This window comes from Bradyrhizobium sp., from assembly GCF_035701725.1.
GTDB lineage: Bacteria > Pseudomonadota > Alphaproteobacteria > Rhizobiales > Xanthobacteraceae > Bradyrhizobium.
Genome location: NZ_DASSRP010000234.1, coordinates 1 through 15,880 on the forward strand (window position 1 = coordinate 1; position 15,880 = coordinate 15,880).

At 60.7% G+C, this 15,880-nt stretch carries 14 protein-coding genes and 1 tRNA gene; 6 read left to right on the forward strand and 9 right to left on the reverse strand.

The genetic code is table 11. The features are described 5' to 3' along the window. From VFL62_RS13590 to VFL62_RS13605, 4 genes are all read left to right on the forward strand, one after another. Nucleotides 1-815 (forward strand): acetamidase/formamidase family protein (locus VFL62_RS13590; protein ID WP_325172896.1); only part of this gene is annotated, 815 nt, incomplete at its 5' end. Between the two features lie 116 nt (nt 816-931). Beyond that, nucleotides 932-2,683 (forward strand): adenylate/guanylate cyclase domain-containing protein, encoded by a 1,752-nt coding sequence (locus tag VFL62_RS13595; RefSeq protein ID WP_325172897.1) that lies wholly within the window; start codon nt 932-934, stop codon nt 2,681-2,683. Nucleotides 2,684-2,897: 214 nt separating this feature from the next. Further along, entirely contained in the window at nt 2,898-5,690 is a 2,793-nt protein-coding gene (locus VFL62_RS13600; protein WP_325172898.1) for a di-heme-cytochrome C peroxidase, read from the forward strand. A gap of 651 nt (nt 5,691-6,341) precedes the next feature. Next, nucleotides 6,342-8,075, forward strand: coding sequence for a methyl-accepting chemotaxis protein (locus VFL62_RS13605; protein ID WP_325172899.1), 1,734 nt, complete (start codon nt 6,342-6,344; stop codon nt 8,073-8,075). Between the two features lie 130 nt (nt 8,076-8,205). Here the strand turns inward: VFL62_RS13605 and VFL62_RS13610 are convergent, their stop codons facing one another. Next, nucleotides 8,206-8,598 (reverse strand): YodC family protein, encoded by a 393-nt coding sequence (locus VFL62_RS13610; RefSeq protein ID WP_325172900.1) that lies wholly within the window; start codon nt 8,596-8,598, stop codon nt 8,206-8,208. A gap of 293 nt (nt 8,599-8,891) precedes the next feature. On the opposite strand from VFL62_RS13610, the gene VFL62_RS13615 reads away from it, so the two are divergent. Then, nucleotides 8,892-9,281: a hypothetical protein gene (locus VFL62_RS13615; protein ID WP_325172901.1), complete on the forward strand. Its 390-nt coding sequence runs from the start codon at nt 8,892-8,894 to the stop codon at nt 9,279-9,281. A 253-nt stretch (nt 9,282-9,534) separates the two neighbouring features. Here VFL62_RS13615 and VFL62_RS13620 read toward each other — a convergent pair. From VFL62_RS13620 to VFL62_RS13650, 7 genes are all read right to left on the reverse strand, one after another. Further along, nucleotides 9,535-9,612: transfer RNA gene (locus VFL62_RS13620), tRNA-Pro, on the reverse strand. 146 nt (nt 9,613-9,758) lie between these two features. After that, nucleotides 9,759-10,328 carry a MerR family transcriptional regulator gene (locus tag VFL62_RS13625; protein WP_325172902.1) on the reverse strand — a complete coding sequence of 190 codons (570 nt, stop codon included), beginning with the start codon at nt 10,326-10,328 and terminating at the stop codon, nt 9,759-9,761. Nucleotides 10,329-10,373: 45 nt separating this feature from the next. Further along, nucleotides 10,374-10,703 carry an integration host factor subunit alpha gene (locus tag VFL62_RS13630; protein WP_325172903.1) on the reverse strand — a complete coding sequence of 110 codons (330 nt, stop codon included), beginning with the start codon at nt 10,701-10,703 and terminating at the stop codon, nt 10,374-10,376. 125 nt (nt 10,704-10,828) lie between these two features. Further along, nucleotides 10,829-11,806, reverse strand: a complete 978-nt coding sequence (locus VFL62_RS13635; RefSeq protein ID WP_325172904.1) for a beta-ketoacyl-ACP synthase III — start codon at nt 11,804-11,806, stop codon at nt 10,829-10,831. Beyond that, nucleotides 11,803-12,864, reverse strand: a complete 1,062-nt coding sequence (gene plsX / locus VFL62_RS13640; RefSeq protein ID WP_325172905.1) for a phosphate acyltransferase PlsX — start codon at nt 12,862-12,864, stop codon at nt 11,803-11,805. Before plsX ends, VFL62_RS13635 begins: the two co-directional genes overlap by 4 nt. A 256-nt stretch (nt 12,865-13,120) precedes the next feature. Further along, on the reverse strand, nt 13,121-13,714 hold the full coding sequence (locus VFL62_RS13645) for a DUF177 domain-containing protein (protein WP_325172906.1): 594 nt from the start codon (nt 13,712-13,714) through the stop codon (nt 13,121-13,123). Between the two features lie 6 nt (nt 13,715-13,720). After that, nucleotides 13,721-14,281 (reverse strand): ubiquinol-cytochrome C chaperone family protein, encoded by a 561-nt coding sequence (locus VFL62_RS13650; protein ID WP_325172907.1) that lies wholly within the window; start codon nt 14,279-14,281, stop codon nt 13,721-13,723. 95 nt (nt 14,282-14,376) lie between these two features. On the opposite strand from VFL62_RS13650, the gene VFL62_RS13655 reads away from it, so the two are divergent. Next, nucleotides 14,377-14,850: an outer membrane protein assembly factor BamE gene (locus VFL62_RS13655; protein WP_325172909.1), complete on the forward strand. Its 474-nt coding sequence runs from the start codon at nt 14,377-14,379 to the stop codon at nt 14,848-14,850. Nucleotides 14,851-14,945: 95 nt separating this feature from the next. Here VFL62_RS13655 and VFL62_RS13660 read toward each other — a convergent pair. Further along, a partial coding sequence (locus tag VFL62_RS13660) for a sodium/proton-translocating pyrophosphatase (RefSeq protein ID WP_325172908.1) occupies nt 14,946-15,880 on the reverse strand: 935 nt, incomplete at its 5' end.

Consider the following 15,880-nt stretch of genomic DNA (forward strand, 5'->3'; position numbering starts at 1 on the left):
CAGAGGTGGTTCCGGACCGAAGCCGTTTCCATGTTCCGCCTGAACTTGATGCGGTTCATGCCAAAAGCGAGCGAATGGTGCCTGGCCACATCCTGACGGGCCCGGTGGCGATCGCCGGTGCTGTCCCCGGCGACGTGCTCGAGGTCGACATCCTCGACATCCAGCTGCGCCAGGACTGGGGCTACAATCTGATCCGGCCGCTGGCCGGCACCTTGCCGGACGATTTTCACGAGCCGCGGCTGATGAACATTCCGCTGGACCGAACCCGGATGGTGGGGCGGATGCCCTGGGGACTTGAATTGCCGCTTTCGCCGTTCTTCGGCGTGATGGGGGTGGCGCCGCCGCCAGCCTGGGGCCGCATCAGCTCACTTGTTCCGCGTGCGATGGGTGGCAATCTCGACAACAAGGAACTGACGCCGGGCGCCAAACTCTATCTGCCGGTCTTCGTACCGGGCGCGTTGTTTTCCTGCGGCGATGGCCACGGCGTTCAGGGCGACGGTGAAGTCTGCGTCACGGCGATCGAAACCGCCTTGCAGGGCCGTTTCAAGCTGACCCTGCGAAAAGACCTGAAACTCGATTATCCGCGCGCCGAAACGCCGACCCATTATATGACGATGGCCATGGATCCCGATCTCGACCAGTGCGTGGTCAGGGCTTTGCGCGACATGATCGTGCTGATCGGCGAGAAACGGAACCTGTCGCGCGAAGACGCCTACACACTATGCAGCCTGGCGGCGGACCTGCGGGTCACGCAAACGGTCAACGGTTCCAAGGGCATTCATTGCATGATCGCCAAGGCCATTGTTCACGGCTAATCACCCGCACGGGTGATCACCGCGTCCACACTTTAGGTCATTGGATTCGCTTCCATAACCGCTTACCTTGATGTACGTCGAACGGGCATTGACGGACCACAGGAGACAAGTTGAGGATGGAGAGACGCCTGGCCGCCATCGTCTGCGCTGATGTCGCCGGCTACTCGCGCATGATGGGCACCGACGAGGAAGGCACTCACGCAACGTTCAAGGCGCATCGCAGCGCGATCTATCCCATCATCCTCAACCACGGTGGCCGCCTGGTGAAGAATACCGGCGACGGATTCCTGCTTGAATATCCCAGCGTGGTCGGCGCGCTGCAATCATCGATCGAAATCCAGACCCTGATGGCCGAACGCAACAGTCAGTTGCCGGCAGACCGGCTGATGCAGTTTCGTCTCGGCGTTCACATGGGCGACGTGATGGCCGATGAAGACGAGGTGTTCGGCGACGGGGTCAATATCGCCGTACGCCTGGAATCCGTTGCCACGCCAGGCGGGGTCGCTGTTTCCGGCAAAGCCTATCAGGAGGCGAACAAGCACATTCGCGTTCCCCTGGTCGATGCCGGCACCCGCCGCTTCAAGAACATCGAGGAAGCGATCAGCGTATGGACCTGGGACCCGGCCGGATCGGAAGCCCCGGGCAGCGACCTTCACCACAAGTCGCACCTGCCGGCCCAGTACCGGACCGCGATCGTCGGCGTGCTGCCCTTTGTCAACCTCAGCGACCAGGCGGAAGAGTATTTCTCTGATGGCTTGACCGAAGACCTTATCCACGCGCTGTCGCTGCAGTCGTTTTTCCGGGTCCTCAGCCGAAACGCGACATTCTCGTTCAAAGGCAAAGATCTTTCGACGCGCCTGATCGCGCGCGAAATCGACGCGACTTATTTGATCCAGGGCTCGGTGCGGCGGGCCGGCAACAAGATCCGGGTAACGGCGCAGCTGATTGCGCCCGAAAGCGGCGAGCAATTATGGGCCAACCGATATGACAGCGATATCGGTGACCTCTTTGCCATGCAGGACGAGCTCACCACAAATCTGTCGGCGGCGATCGCACCTGAAATTTTCCGCGCCGAAGCGTCGGCGCCAGGCCGCCCGTCAGCCGATCCAACGGCGTGGGACCGGTTCCTGAAGGGGCTTTCGCACTATTACAGACACACGAAAGCGGATTTCGAACAATCGATCGATCTGTTCAGACAGGCCATCGATCTCGATCCCTCGCTGGCGATTGCGCGCGCCTATCTCGCCACGATCATGGTGCAAGGCGTGCAATATGGGTGGATCAAGAGCACCCGGGCGCTATGGAGCGAGGCGATGTGCCTTGCCGAAAGCAGCGTGCAATTGGACCCCCGCTCCTCCTTCGCCTTCGGCCTCTTGTCCTATATGCATGCGATGGAGGGAAATCACGACGCCGCCATGGATGCGGCCAAGAGGTCGGTCCGCTTGAATCCCTACGATATGGGTGCGCGCGGCGTTCTCGGCATCTGCCATTTCTCTCGCGGTGAACATGAACAAGCCATTGAACTGTTCTCCACCGCCGTGCAGCGCGGCAACAGTGACCCACGCTACAAATGGACGGCGCTGCTCGCGTTCAGCCATTATCTGTTGAAGCAATATGACGCGTGTCTGTCGTGGGCGCGCGAGGCCATGTACCTCAATCCCAATCATCTCCAGGTGCTCTCGGTCAGGACCGCCGCACTTGCGCAATCCGGTCGACGCGAAGAGGCCGCAAAAGCCACCGCGGTGCTCTTGAACTGCTTCCCGTCAATGACAGTTGAACGACATTTGCGGAATTTCCGCTGGAAAAACCCCGCCGACATTGCTCATTACCGCGAAGGGCTTTTGAAAGCCGGCGTCCCTTCAAACTAGATCCAGTCTCGCCTGTTCGGAGGAGACCGGCCGCTCGCATATGTGAGCTGGCAAATTGCGCCGCGCGATCTGGCTGCGTAGAATTGACGACAATTCGATTCCAACTCTACAACTAAAAGTAGAATGTCTGCTTTGATTTCGGCCGAGCTTCGCTTCGAAATGAAAGCTCGGACCAGCTCTTTTTGCAACGCCGCATCTTTAAGGACCGAAGGCTATGTCAGATACGCACGCCAATGCGCCTGCCGGCAGCGGCCAATCAATTCCCGTCTCGCCCAACAATCCCTGCCCGTTTTTGCGCGGCCTCGTCGCAGGCGGCTATGTCGACGGGCACACCGTGCCGCTGCCGAAACTGACCGGGACAATTGAAGCTGCGACCGGCGAGAAAGGCCTGAGAGAGCGGATTGCAGGAATGCAAATCTATTTCGTCGCGCTCTTCGCCAACGGGCTTAACCCGCTGCGCGCCCTCAAGAGCTGGTGGTCAGGAGCCGATCTCGACGAGCTGCGCAACGGCCCCCTCGACAAGCACGGCGTCGGCTCGCGCATTCTCACCGTTGACGGTCAGGTGGACGAATCCGAGATCGCGCGCCTTGCGACCTTCGGCAAGGACTACGCCGACCCGAATGATGGCAGCACCGAACGCGGGCTCAACGCCAGACAGATCACCGCCTTCATGGACGCAAATTTCGCCCGCGGCAAAGGACATCGGCGGCGGATCGACCGTTTCATGATGAATGCCGAATTTCCCGTGCTGCTCAAAATCATGGGCAAGGGCGAAGGCGACGATCGTTATCTCAGCGTCGCGGAAGTCCGCACGCTGTTCGTGGAACGGAAATTTCCCGCACGCATCACAGCACGGCTGGCCGCTGGACCCGTGCCGCCAAGCCGTCTTGTCAAACTTGCCAAAGGCGTTGCCGGCACTGCTATCGCGTTGGTGCTGCTGCTCGGACTTGCCATCACCCAGTTTCCGGATTCGCTTCGGGCCTTCCTGGCGGCCATGCCCGGGCCCATCGCGCAGCTCTCGCAGCTATTACCTCCTCCGTTACCGGACCTGCCCGCGGTCAAGACCGCGCGCTGGCTCGATCAGAACTGGTCGCTGGAGGATCGCCATTGGTTTCATCATGTCAGCCAGGGCACCAAGACTTTTCCGGTGCCCTATGCCTGGTTCGTGGCTTTGGAGCAGCCGCGTCTCTACCTGTTCTCGCGGCCCGGTTTGCTGAGCGACAGCGATTATCTCGAACGCTTCGGCTTTATCCCAAGTCCAAAGACCGTCCATACCGATCAAGCGACGCTGCAACACTATGGCTATGCCGAGCCAGCCCGTGCGTCGGCATCGACAAAATCAGCGACCGGCAAGTGGCCGGTCGAGAATACCGACGGCCTTCCAGTCGGCTTTGCGCGTCTGACCGGGGCCAGCCATCCCGTGACGGGCGTTCCTCAACCGGACCTGATCGGACTGACCTGCGCGGCCTGCCACTCCGGCAGCATCCGCTACAAGGGCACCAGCATCCGCTTCGACGGCGGCCCGGCGATGGTGAACCTGCTCAACCTCGAAAAGGCGACCGGTCTCTCCATTGCCTATACGTTGATTTTCCCGAGCCGCTTCAATCGTTTTGCTACGCGCGTGCTCGGTCCGAACGCCGGCGAGGCGGACCGTGCGCAACTGAAGAGAGGACTCACGGACGCAGGGGCCTTCGTCAAGGCGCAGGCAACCACGTTGACGAACTTGTACGACCGCGTGCACCAGCAGGATACCGAAGAGGGTTACGGCCGGCTCGACGCGCTGAACCGGATCGGCAATCAGGTCTTCTATACCGATCTGGTCGCAAGCGGCGTTTCCGCGCCCGAGGCAAACCTGCACGTTCGCGATGCGCCGGTCAGCTTTCCGCCGATCTGGACCGTCCCGTGGTTCTGGTGGGCGCAGTATGATGCCTCGATCGAGCAGCCGCTCATTCGTAATGCCGGCGAGGCGCTCGGCGTCTCCGCGCTGATCAACCTCTCGCCTGACAACGCACCTGGAGCTCTTTTCCGGTCCTCGGTCGACATCGAGAATCTGGCAAGCATCGAAGCGATGTTGCGGGGGCCAGATCCTTTCAAGCAAAGCCCACCGGAATTCGGCGGATTGAAATCGCCGAAATGGCCGGCCGATGTTTTCGCAGACGACCCAGCCTGGAAGATCGACGCGACGCGGGTCGCCAAAGGCCGCACGATCTATGCCGAGATCTGCGCCGAGTGTCATCTCGGCCCGGTCAACGACCCGCTATTCGACAAACAATTTCCGGACAAGAGTTTTTGGACCTCGCCTCAGTTGAAAAAAGACGGAGACGGTCCGGTGCTGGATGAGGTTCAGAAAGGCGTCGGCGGAATGGGCACCGACCCGGGCCAGGCTCACGTCCTGATGTTGCGAACAGTCGAGTTGCCAGGTTTCCTCGACATCGACCCGGCCCGTGATCTCGGAAAGTCCTGGGGATGTACCGGCATTCCGACGTTCTCCACCGGCGTGCCGTTTGCGCTCGCCTTGATGGACGTCGTCGACAAGGCCGCCCAGAAATGGATGGAAGACAAACATTTGTCGGATCAGCAGAAGCAGGAGCTGTGGCGCTCGCGAAGGAATTGCCCCAATCCCGGCAATGCCAGGGAAACCCACTATCGCGCCCGTCCGCTGAACGGGGTGTGGGCCACGGCGCCATATCTGCACAACGGATCGGTACCCTCGCTCTATTGGATGCTCAAACCCGCCGCCGAGCGGCCGAAACAATTCTGCATGGGCCTGCGCGACTTCGACCCGCAGCAAGTCGGCTTTCGGGTTGAGGCCGGCGAGAAGCCGGCGTGCCGTCATGGCGAGACGCTGTTCTCTGCCACCAACTCGGATGGAACGCCGATGCCGGGCAACAGCAACCTCGGCCATTCGCTGGAAGGCACACCCGGGCCCGGCAAGCCCGGCGTCATCGGTCGCCTGCTCAGCGACGATGAACGTTATGAGCTGATCGAATACCTGAAGACGCTGTAACCGCGCAAAGGAATCGAACGGGCGACCAAACCTCTCGATTCGGCCGCCCGAACTTCACGCAGCCCGATGACGCGAACACGACATTGGCAACTACCTGATCGCAAGGTCGGAACTGACCACTGGCGACGAGGTGCGAATGCGAGGATCGGGCCGCTAGTTCGATTTGCGCTTGGTGGACGTCGTCGTGGTAGCGCTGCTCGATCCATCGACCGCTCGCGCCCCACCCCACGGATCGGCCGGGGGTTTATCCGGAATATTGCCGAGCGAATTTCTGTACGCCCGGTCCGTCGATTTTTCCTGCTCAATCTGCCCCGGTGACTTCGGTGGATCCTGCGGCGCTGCCGGCGCAGCGGGCGGTGCCGCATAAACGGGCCCAGCAAGTAGCAATGCCAACAGACCCACAGCTCCAAGAACTCTCATCCCAAAAGCTCCCTTTCGATTCCCTTCTTATCACTACGCTCGAAGCGTCGCCAAGCGCACGCGTGCCCGAACTCTCCGGCAAATTTTTGATCCGCACTGAAGCGATTTGCCACACCCGATAAGGCGACTTCCGGTCGCGTTTAGAGGTATCATTGTAGGGATCGGGCCATTCGAAGTATCAAATTTTAAACAAGTCTCGATACGGTATTCGGATTTTCAGGAGGGTATTAAATGACGACCAGGTTTGGGGGCCTGTTCGCCCGTCTGCGATTGAACCTCGGCCCGAAGGCAGCTCTTAGCGCGACGTTACTGATCACAATCAATGCCGCTCTCCTCGTCGGAGCCGGCTACTGGTCGCTGACGCGCGACTTCAACGCCCGCGCCGTGCACGATATCGATCTCAGCCTGCGGACCCTCACGCTGGCCTTCGGCGAGGCCTATCCAGAAACCAAGATCAGCATTCGCGACGGCGTCGTCGAACGCGTCGAGGTGCCGCGGATGCCCGAATTCACCGATCATCGTATCGTCGATCGCGCGACCTCTTACGTCGGCGGCAACGCCACGCTGTTCGTCTACGATAACGCGACGAGCCAGTTCGTCCGGCGGACAACCAACGTCAAGAAAGAAAACGGCGATCGTGCGGTCGGGACCCAACTCGCGCCCGACCATCCCGGCCAAGCAATGCTTCGCCGCGGCGAAGCCTACAAGGGACCCGCGATATTGTTCGGCCGTCGCTTCTACACCGCCTATCATCCGGTGTTCGATCCCGCCGGAAAAGTCGTCGGCATTATCTATGTCGGTATCTCGATGGACGAGCTCGACGGCATGCTGTGGCAGGCGATTGATGCGATGGCGATCGCCGCCGGCATCGCCGCCCTCCTCGCTCTCAGCGTCACCGCACTCATGGTCCGCCGCGTCACCAAGCCGCTCAAGGCGGTCGCCGCAAGCCTCACGGTGCTGGCAGAGGGAAGGACCGACGTCGAAGTTCAGTACGCCGATCGCCATGACGAGATTGGCGTTATTGCGCGAACCATCGACGTCTTCAAAACCAACCGGCTCGAACGGCGTCAGATCGAGGCCGATCGGCTCAATGCGGAGAAGTCGGCCAGCGAACGGCGCAAGGCTGAACTCAATCAATTCGTCGAGGATTTCCGCACCAGGATCGGCGGCATCATCGAGCAGGTGATGGATTCGTCCGGACGCTTCGAGAAGGACGCCGAGCAGCTTTCGTTGACGGCGCGCACGACCGCCGAAATGTCGGACCAATCGGCCGACGCTTCCAAGCAGGCCTCCGAGCACGTGCGCAGTGCCGCAACTGCGTCCAACGAACTGTCGCAGTCCATCGTCGAGATCAGCCGGCGGGTGCAGGACTCCAATAGCGTTGCTTCGGAGGCGGTCAAGCAGGCTTCCGCCACCGACGAGCGGATGGCCGAATTGTCGGCTGCGGGCGACCGGATCGGCGATGTGGTCAAACTCATCACCTCGATTGCCGAGCAGACCAACCTGCTCGCCCTCAATGCGACGATCGAGGCGGCGCGGGCCGGCGAGGCCGGCCGGGGTTTTGCCGTCGTCGCGCAGGAGGTCAAGAATCTGGCCGGACAAACCGCGAAAGCCACCGGCGAAATCAGCTCGCACATTGTCAATATGCAGCGCGCGACGGAAGAATCCGTGGAAGCCATCAAGGCGATCGGACAGACCATCGAGCGCATTAGCGAAATCACCGGCGCAATTTCGGCCGCGGTCGAGGAGCAAGGTGCGGCGACCCAGAACATCGCTCACGGCGTCCAGGCGGCAGCCGGGGGCACGCTCGATGTCGCCGAAAACATCGAGCGCGTTGCGCGCGGCGCCAACGAGACCGAAACCACTTCGGGCCAGATGCTGAAGTCAGCCAAGGCACTTTCGGATGTGAGCGTTCATCTCCGGGACGAGGTCGAAAAATTCCTCGACAGCGTCCGCGCCGCCTGACGCCCAAAGGCCATCCCAACCGGACACTTTCGCTCGCGATTTTTCTCGACGCTCGTCACTGTCGGTCTGGTGGTTTTTTTAGCTGGTGCAAAGACGCCGGAATGAGATGCGCGAGGCGGACTGAGTTCAATCAGTGCGTCCCGCTCGCCTCCGCCCTGTCCTCGGCGGCGCGTTTGCTGCCAGATGTCTGCTTCGGCCGTGCGCCGGGCGTTTTGGACGCCTCGCCCGGCGCCTCCGCCGGATCGTTCATCGCCGCGACCATCTCGTCCAGAATGGCTTTGTAGGCTCCGGAGGTTTCGGTGGGGCTGGTTTGAGATTGCTCGCTCGACGCTTCCGGTGAAGGTGCCGCAATCAGCGCGCCAGGATCGAAACGCGCCCGCTCCAATTTGGTGCCGACAAACCATGCACACAAAATTCCGGTGACCTTGTCGTCATCGAAGATGTCGGTGTTGACCGCGTCGACGGTCATGACCGGACCGCCGGATTTCAGAACAACGAGATCACCGGGCCTCAAAGCGATCATTCGTTCAAACCAATCCTCCGCGTGAAGGAATCGTGTGGCAGCTTTGCAACGACGATATCATGATCGCCGCAACATCATCGTCATCGCATCGGATGGTGACGAGTAAGCCCGTATTATAACGGAGTTCGCCCGAAATCGATGCAGGAATGCCGCAGTTACGAACCAACACGGACAACTTGCAAATAAACAGTCGCTCGCCCGTCTCAAAATCTTAACATGGAATATCGCGACCGCTGATTCGCGGCACGAACATTGCTTCGAACGAACTGGCTGGAAGAACTCAGGAGTGCGGCATGAAACGCCTCGTCCTTTGTGCAGCGTTCGGTTTGTTGATGAGCGTAGCGAGTGCCCGTGATTTTGGGCAGTGGGAAGGAACAGACCCGGAAATCCGGCAATGGTACCAGGCATTGATGCAGCCGGATAATCCCGCTGTCTCGTGCTGTGGCGAAGCGGATGCGTATTGGGCAGACTCGTTCGAAGTTGACGGCGACAAATATGTCGCCATTGTCACTGACTCCAGACCTGATGGGCCGTTGCGTCGCAAGCACGTCGATATCGGAACCAAGATTGTCGTTCCGAATCATAAACTGAAATATGATCAGTCCAACCCGACCGGGCACGGTGTCATTTTTTTGAGCCGTGGTGATTACGTTTATTGCTACGTGGCGCCCGGCGGCGTCTGAGCCCTTGTCATACGGCCGACCGTTCGTCGCGTAACGCGCGAACGCGGCCAAACGAATCCGACTTCGACCCGACGAGTTTGGGCTGCGCTGCTCGAAACGGAAGGGAGAAAGCGAGAAACAACGAGCCGAGAGAGACAACGGGCGAGACTCTAAATGCGGCCCGACCGCCGCATGAATCAATCAATCATTGCAGCCCGGCTCCATGCCGAGCGCGCAAAGATTTTCAAAGCCCTCAAGCGCGAGCTTGTAAAAATGGTCGGAGCGAGAGGATTTGAACCTCCGACCCCTAGTCTCCCAGACTAGTGCGCTAACCGGGCTGCGCCACGCTCCGATGCCGTTCCCTTAGCTGCGATCAGGCTGGCGCGCAAGGCGGCCGATCGATCCGTGCCGCATTTGCCGGACGGTCGAGGGACCGGGAACCGTGGTCCTAAAATTGGGCCATTGGTTGGTTAAGGGCAGTTTCCGGCACGCGCGCCGTCACCCGTCCTTGAGCGCGGCGTCGAGCATTCGCCGACAGGCGATCAGATCCTCCAGGACGCCCTTGAGCCGCCCGACGTCGAGTATCGGAGCGATATCCGCAACGCCCGCGATGGCTTCCTCGTCCTCAAAACTGTCGACGTCCCGCCGGCTGCGGCGCTCGGCCATCCTGGGCACACCGCTTTCCTCGGAGCTGTCGTAGTCGTCGTCATCGAGGTCGATCGGCGGCGCAGCATCGTCGTCTTCCAGGATGCTCTGACCGACCACCTCTTCGATCGCACCAAAGGAAGCGACCGCGGATGCATCGGCGAGCCGTTGCACCGAGGCGATGCCGTGCTCCTTCAAGATGCGCTGCACGCCGCGGATCGTATAACCCTCGCCGTAGAGCAGACGGCGAATTCCCCGCAGCAGGTCGACGTCATCCGGCCGGTAATATCTGCGGCCGCCGCTTCGTTTCATCGGCTTGATCTGGGAGAACCGCGTTTCCCAGAACCGCAAAACGTGTTGCGGAATGTCGAGGTCCTCAGCGACCTCGCTGATGGTTCGGAAGGCATCCGGCGCCTTGTCCAAATGCTCGCTCCTCTATCCCTCGCCCGGGTGAAAGAAACCGCTAGTCTATGCGGGCTTGGCGCCGTTGCTGCCGGCGCCGTGGCCGTTGATACGCTGTTTCAGGATAGCCGATGGCTTGAACACCATCACGCGACGAGGCGAAATCGGCACCTCGGTTCCGGTCTTCGGATTACGTCCGATCCGCTGACCCTTCTTGCGCACCATGAACGAGCCAAAGGAAGAGAGTTTCACCGTCTCGCCCTTTTCGAGGCAGTCGGTGATCTCTTTCAAGACCAGTTCTACAAACGCGGACGATTCCGTGCGCGACAGCCCTACCTTCTGGTAGACGGCCTCGCACAAATCGACGCGCGTGACAGTTTTTCCGGTTCCGGTCATCGCCTGCCCCATCTGGCGAACAATTCGCTTCTGAAATTAGGAGCTTAACCCCTGACGGTCAACAGCCGTTCAACGTTGATAGATGAAAGAAAACAGCAAAATATCGGGATTAATTTACCCGTTCCTCACCAACGGATCAGTGCCGATCCCCAGGTGAAACCGCCGCCCATGGCCTCGAGCAGGACCAGATCGCCCTGTTTGATGCGCCCATCCGCGACGGCAACCGCCAGCGCCAGCGGAATTGAGGCTGCGGACGTGTTGCCGTGCCGGTCGACCGTCAGCACCACTTTCTGCGGCGCAATATGCAGTTTGTGGGCGGAAGCATCGATGATTCGCTTGTTGGCCTGGTGCGGAACGAACCAGTTGATGTCATCGGCATTCAGGCCGGTCGCTTCGAAGGCATCCACGATCACGTCGGTGATCATGCCGACCGCGTGCTTGAAGACCTCGCGCCCCTCCATCCTCAGATGCCCGACCGTCTGGGTCGAAGACGGTCCGCCGTCGACGTAAAGTTTCGACTTGTGCCGACCGTCCGACCGCAGATGGGTCGTCAGAATCCCTCGATCGGAGGACGTGCCCGGCTGCCGCTGGGCTTCGAGCACGACCGCGCCGGCGCCATCGCCGAACAGCACGCAGGTGCCGCGGTCGTTCCAGTCGAGAATTCGCGAGAAGGTTTCGGCGCCAATCACCAGCGCCCGCTTGAACGCGCCGCTGCGCAGGAAGTTATCGGCTGTGGCGAGCGCAAATACGAATCCTGAGCAAACAGCCTGCAAATCGAAAGCCGCACCGTGATGGATGCCGAGGCCATTTTGAACCGCAACCGCCGTCGCCGGGAAGGTGTTGTCAGGCGTCGAGGTCGCAAGCACGATCAGGTCAATCGATTGCGCGTCAACTCCTGCATGGGCGAGCGCTGCGCGCGCGGCATTGATCGCAAGATGCGAGGTGAACTCGCCCTCGGCCGCGATATGGCGCTGACGGATACCCGTGCGTTGCACGATCCATTCGTCCGAAGTGTCGATCTTCATCGCCAATTCGGCATTGGTCAAAACCCGCTCCGGCAGATAGGAGCCGCAGCCGAGCACGACCGAGCGTAGTGCAGTCACGAAACAGCCTCCTGCGTGGCGGGCGCCTGAACCAACGTTCCACCGTCGCGTTTGAGCATTTGATTGATCTTGTTGAGGAGATCGTATTTGGCCATCTCATAGCCAACATCGACCGCATAGGCAAAGCCATCGGCGTCGGTTCCACCGTGGCTCTTGACCACGATGCCGTTGAGACCGAGCAGCACCCCGCCATTGGACTTGTTCGGGTCAAGCTTGTCCCGTAGCGCCCTGAACGCAGGTCTCGCCAGCAGATATCCGAGCTTCGACAGCCAGCTGCCCGACAGCGCAGCGCGCAGGAATTCGTTGATCTGGCGCGCGGTGCCTTCAGCGGCTTTCAAGGCAATATTGCCACTGAAGCCTTCTGCGACGATCACGTCAGCGGCGCCGCGGCCGATGCCGTCGCCTTCGACAAAGCCGATATATTCGAGCTGGGGCAGGTTCATCGCGCGCAGGAGTTCCGCCGCCTCGCGAACTTCCTCACGGCCCTTGATCTCCTCGACCCCGATATTGAGGAGACCGACGGTTGGCCTCGTCAAATCGAACAACACGCTTGCCATGGCGCTGCCGAGCACCGCCAGCGTGACGAGGTGCTGTGCGTCACCGCCGATCGTGGCACCCAAGTCGAGAACCACGGAATCGCCGCGCATCGTCGGCCACATCGCCGCAATGGCGGGACTGTCGACGCCGGGTAACGTGCGCAGGCAAAACCGCGCCATTGCCATCAACGCGCCGGTATTGCCTGCAGACACCGCAACATCCGCGTCGCCCTTCTTCACGGCATCGATCGCAAGCCACATCGACGAGGTCTTGCGTCCGCGCCGCAACGCCTGGCTTGGCTTGTCGTGCATGCTGACCGCAACATCGGTGTGGACGATCGACGAGACCGCCTTCAATGCCGGAAATTTGGCGAGCTGCGCTTCGATGACGCCGCGATTGCCGAACAAGACAAACTCGGTATCGGGATGACGGGTCAACGAGATCGCAGCGCCGGGAATAACGACTGACGCGCCGACGTCGCCCCCCATGGCGTCAAGCGCTATTCGAACCTTTTGAGGCATGAATGTCCCGGAAACCCGACCTCTCTTCGCTAAATGCCAGCCGCCGCAATCACAGGGATCGACCAAGCGGCTCGCCGCGCCAGACTGGGCCGCGACAATAGCGTTTCCCTATACCGACACAACCTCTTGACCGCTGCGTTTTGCGGTTCGAGCGCTTCTGTATCAGAATCGTAACAGGAAAATAGTACGAATTATTTCAGCGATTTAGATGGCAAATTCGAGAATTTGGCCAAGCACGGGGCTTCCGTACGTGATCTCAGGGATCCCGATCGTTCCCTGACGTCTTCGTAGCCTTCCCTGCTTGTGCCGTCTTGTCGCCTGATTGCAGGGTCTTGAGCGCCGCAAACGGGTGATCGGCGGGATCCTTCACTTCCGCAGGTGGCTCAAACCGCGCGTCGGGCCGACGCGGATACGGATCGATCGCGAGGAACAACGCGTCGGTGGCAAGGCGGCCAAGGTCGATCACCCCATTGACGATCGGCTCCGGCGGATCGGGAACTTCGTCGTCCTCGCTCTGGGCGGCCTCATCGACCAGAGCGGCGAGACTTCGGATTTGCTCCGGCGGCGCAAACATCAAATCGATCACCTCGTCGATATCGTTCTCAATCGGGTCGAGCGTCACGACGCAGGTCTGTCCGACACGGGCATGCACCTCGCCAGTGACATGCACACGCCCGTCGCGCTTGAGATTGAGATCGAACGATGCGCGCGCCGACATGATTTCACGCAGGCCCGCAACATCGGCCATCGCTGCGCGGATTGCGTCGCTGGCCTCAAACGCGCGGTGCAGTCCGCCCTCCGGAATTTGCGCCACGACGACCGGGACGCGCCAGGGATCAGCAGTGTTCATCGGTTATCACTTTTGCAAAGGCTGCACCGATGCTTCGGTCGGAGCGGGAAAAGTCCATCTGGCGGCCTGAAACAAGCTATCGTCAAGGCCATCTAGATAAGCGATCACGATCTGCGCATAGGTGGCAAGCCGGCGCGCATTTTCCAGGCCCTCTCCGTTCAGGATGTTCTTGCAGACGGCCAGGGCCGGCGCCTCGCCGCCCGCGGTAAAGGCAAGGTCGTAGGCCGCAGCGCGGCCGTAAAAGGCCTCGCCAAACGCCTGCATCCGTTTGGGAACGGTGAGATCGCCAACGCCCATCTCGCGCAGATTGGCATCCATATCGTCGCAGAATCGGTCAAAAAGGGCTTGCGACAGGTTCCGAGCTTCGACCGATGACCGCAGCCGGCGCAAGACCAGCCACAAGTGCAACACCAGAAGGTCGAAACGGCCATTAACTGTGTCAGATACCCCGAGATCCCGGTAGAATGACGGTTCTCGCGTCTGCGTCACGATCATGCCATAGATGGCCTCAATGGTGCCGCGGTGGGGCGCCTGGGGCTTACTGAAGTGATTGAATGGCCAAAGCATTGTGGGTTCTGCCCGCGAGCTCTTTGTTGCAATCAAGCGCCCTGCCGGGTACGTCAAGGCCTCGCGCGATGCAAGGGGATGGGACGCTTTCCCAAATGATCAAGTCTGGATTGACAGGTTTTGCGCGCAGCTTCGGCTGGCGTGGTCTGCGAAGTGCGGCCGCCGCGGCCCTGCTGTGCGCCGTCGTCAGCGGCTGCGGCGAGCAGTTCCAGAAGGGCTACATTCTTCCGCCGGGCGCACTTGAGCAAATTCCGATCGGCGCGAGCCAGGACCAGGTCCTGATCGTGATGGGAACCCCCTCCACGGTCGCCACGCTCAACGGTGAAGTCTTCTACTACATCTCCCAGCGCACCGAACGTCCAATCATGTTCATGAACGACAAGATCGTCGATCAGCGCGTGATCGCGATCTATTTCGACCGCAATCGTCAGGTGCGACGCCTTGCCAACTACGGACTGAAGGACGGCAGGATCTTCGACTTCATCAGCCGCACCACGCCCACGTCGGGTCAGGAAATCAATTACGTCGCCCCGCTGTTCAAGGCGCTCAATATCGGACAGGGCAACTAGAGCTGATCGGCCGGCGGTCGAAGCCGCTCATTTCTCTCGGAATCAAAACCCCGCGGGTATGCGCCCGCGGGGTTTTCAGATTCCAGGCTGATGCGTCAGTGCGCCAGGATCGCCAACAGCAGCAGCGCCACGATGTTCGTGATCTTGATCATCGGGTTCACCGCCGGGCCCGCCGTATCCTTGTAGGGATCTCCGACGGTGTCGCCGGTCACCGCCGACTTGTGGGCATCCGACCCCTTCCCGCCGTAGTGACCGTCTTCGATGTACTTCTTGGCGTTATCCCAGGCGCCGCCGCCCGAGGTCATCGAGATCGCGACGAACAGACCGGTCACGATCACACCCAGCAACATCGCACCCACAGCCGAGAACGCCGCCGACTTGCCGGCCGTGCCGCCGCCCGCGATCGCATAGATCAGGAAGTAGACGACGATCGGCGACAGCACCGGCAACAGCGAGGGGATGAACATCTCCTTGATCGCCGCTTTCGTCAGGAGGTCGACGGCCTTGCCGTAGTCCGGCTTCTCGGTGCCCTGCATGATGCCGGGCTTCTCGCGGAACTGGCGGCGCACTTCCTCGACGATCGCGCCGGCGGCCCGGCCCACCGCGGTCATGCCGAGCGCACCGAAGAGATAAGGCAGCAGTCCGCCGAACAGCAGACCCACCACGACATACGGATTCGTAAGCGAGAAGTCGGGGTTGACGCCCTTGAAGTAAGCGTTCGCGCCGCCCTCTCCAATGAAGAACTTGAGATCCTGGTTGTAGGCCGCGAACAGCACGAGCGCACCCAGCCCAGCCGAACCGATCGCATAGCCCTTGGTCACCGCCTTGGTGGTGTTGCCGACCGCATCGAGCGCATCGGTAATCTCGCGAACATCCTTGGGCAGTCCGGCCATTTCGGCGATACCGCCGGCGTTGTCGGTCACCGGGCCGTAGGCGTCGAGTGCCACCACGATGCCAGCCAGGGCCAGCATGGTCGTCGCCGATATGGCGATGCCAAATAGGCCGCACTGCATATAGGCAAATATGATGC

Coding starts and splice junctions, on each gene's coding strand:
- VFL62_RS13595 (WP_325172897.1), top strand. CDS start 932: ATGGAGAGACGCCTGGCCGCCATCGTCTGCGCTGATGTCGCCGGCTAC.
- VFL62_RS13600 (WP_325172898.1), top strand. CDS start 2,898: ATGTCAGATACGCACGCCAATGCGCCTGCCGGCAGCGGCCAATCAATT.
- VFL62_RS13605 (WP_325172899.1), top strand. CDS start 6,342: ATGACGACCAGGTTTGGGGGCCTGTTCGCCCGTCTGCGATTGAACCTC.
- VFL62_RS13610 (WP_325172900.1), bottom strand. CDS start 8,598: ATGATCGCTTTGAGGCCCGGTGATCTCGTTGTTCTGAAATCCGGCGGT.
- VFL62_RS13615 (WP_325172901.1), top strand. CDS start 8,892: ATGAAACGCCTCGTCCTTTGTGCAGCGTTCGGTTTGTTGATGAGCGTA.
- VFL62_RS13630 (WP_325172903.1), bottom strand. CDS start 10,703: ATGACCGGAACCGGAAAAACTGTCACGCGCGTCGATTTGTGCGAGGCC.
- plsX (WP_325172905.1), bottom strand. CDS start 12,864: ATGCCTCAAAAGGTTCGAATAGCGCTTGACGCCATGGGGGGCGACGTC.
- VFL62_RS13645 (WP_325172906.1), bottom strand. CDS start 13,714: ATGAACACTGCTGATCCCTGGCGCGTCCCGGTCGTCGTGGCGCAAATT.
- VFL62_RS13650 (WP_325172907.1), bottom strand. CDS start 14,281: ATGCTTTGGCCATTCAATCACTTCAGTAAGCCCCAGGCGCCCCACCGC.
- VFL62_RS13655 (WP_325172909.1), top strand. CDS start 14,377: ATGATCAAGTCTGGATTGACAGGTTTTGCGCGCAGCTTCGGCTGGCGT.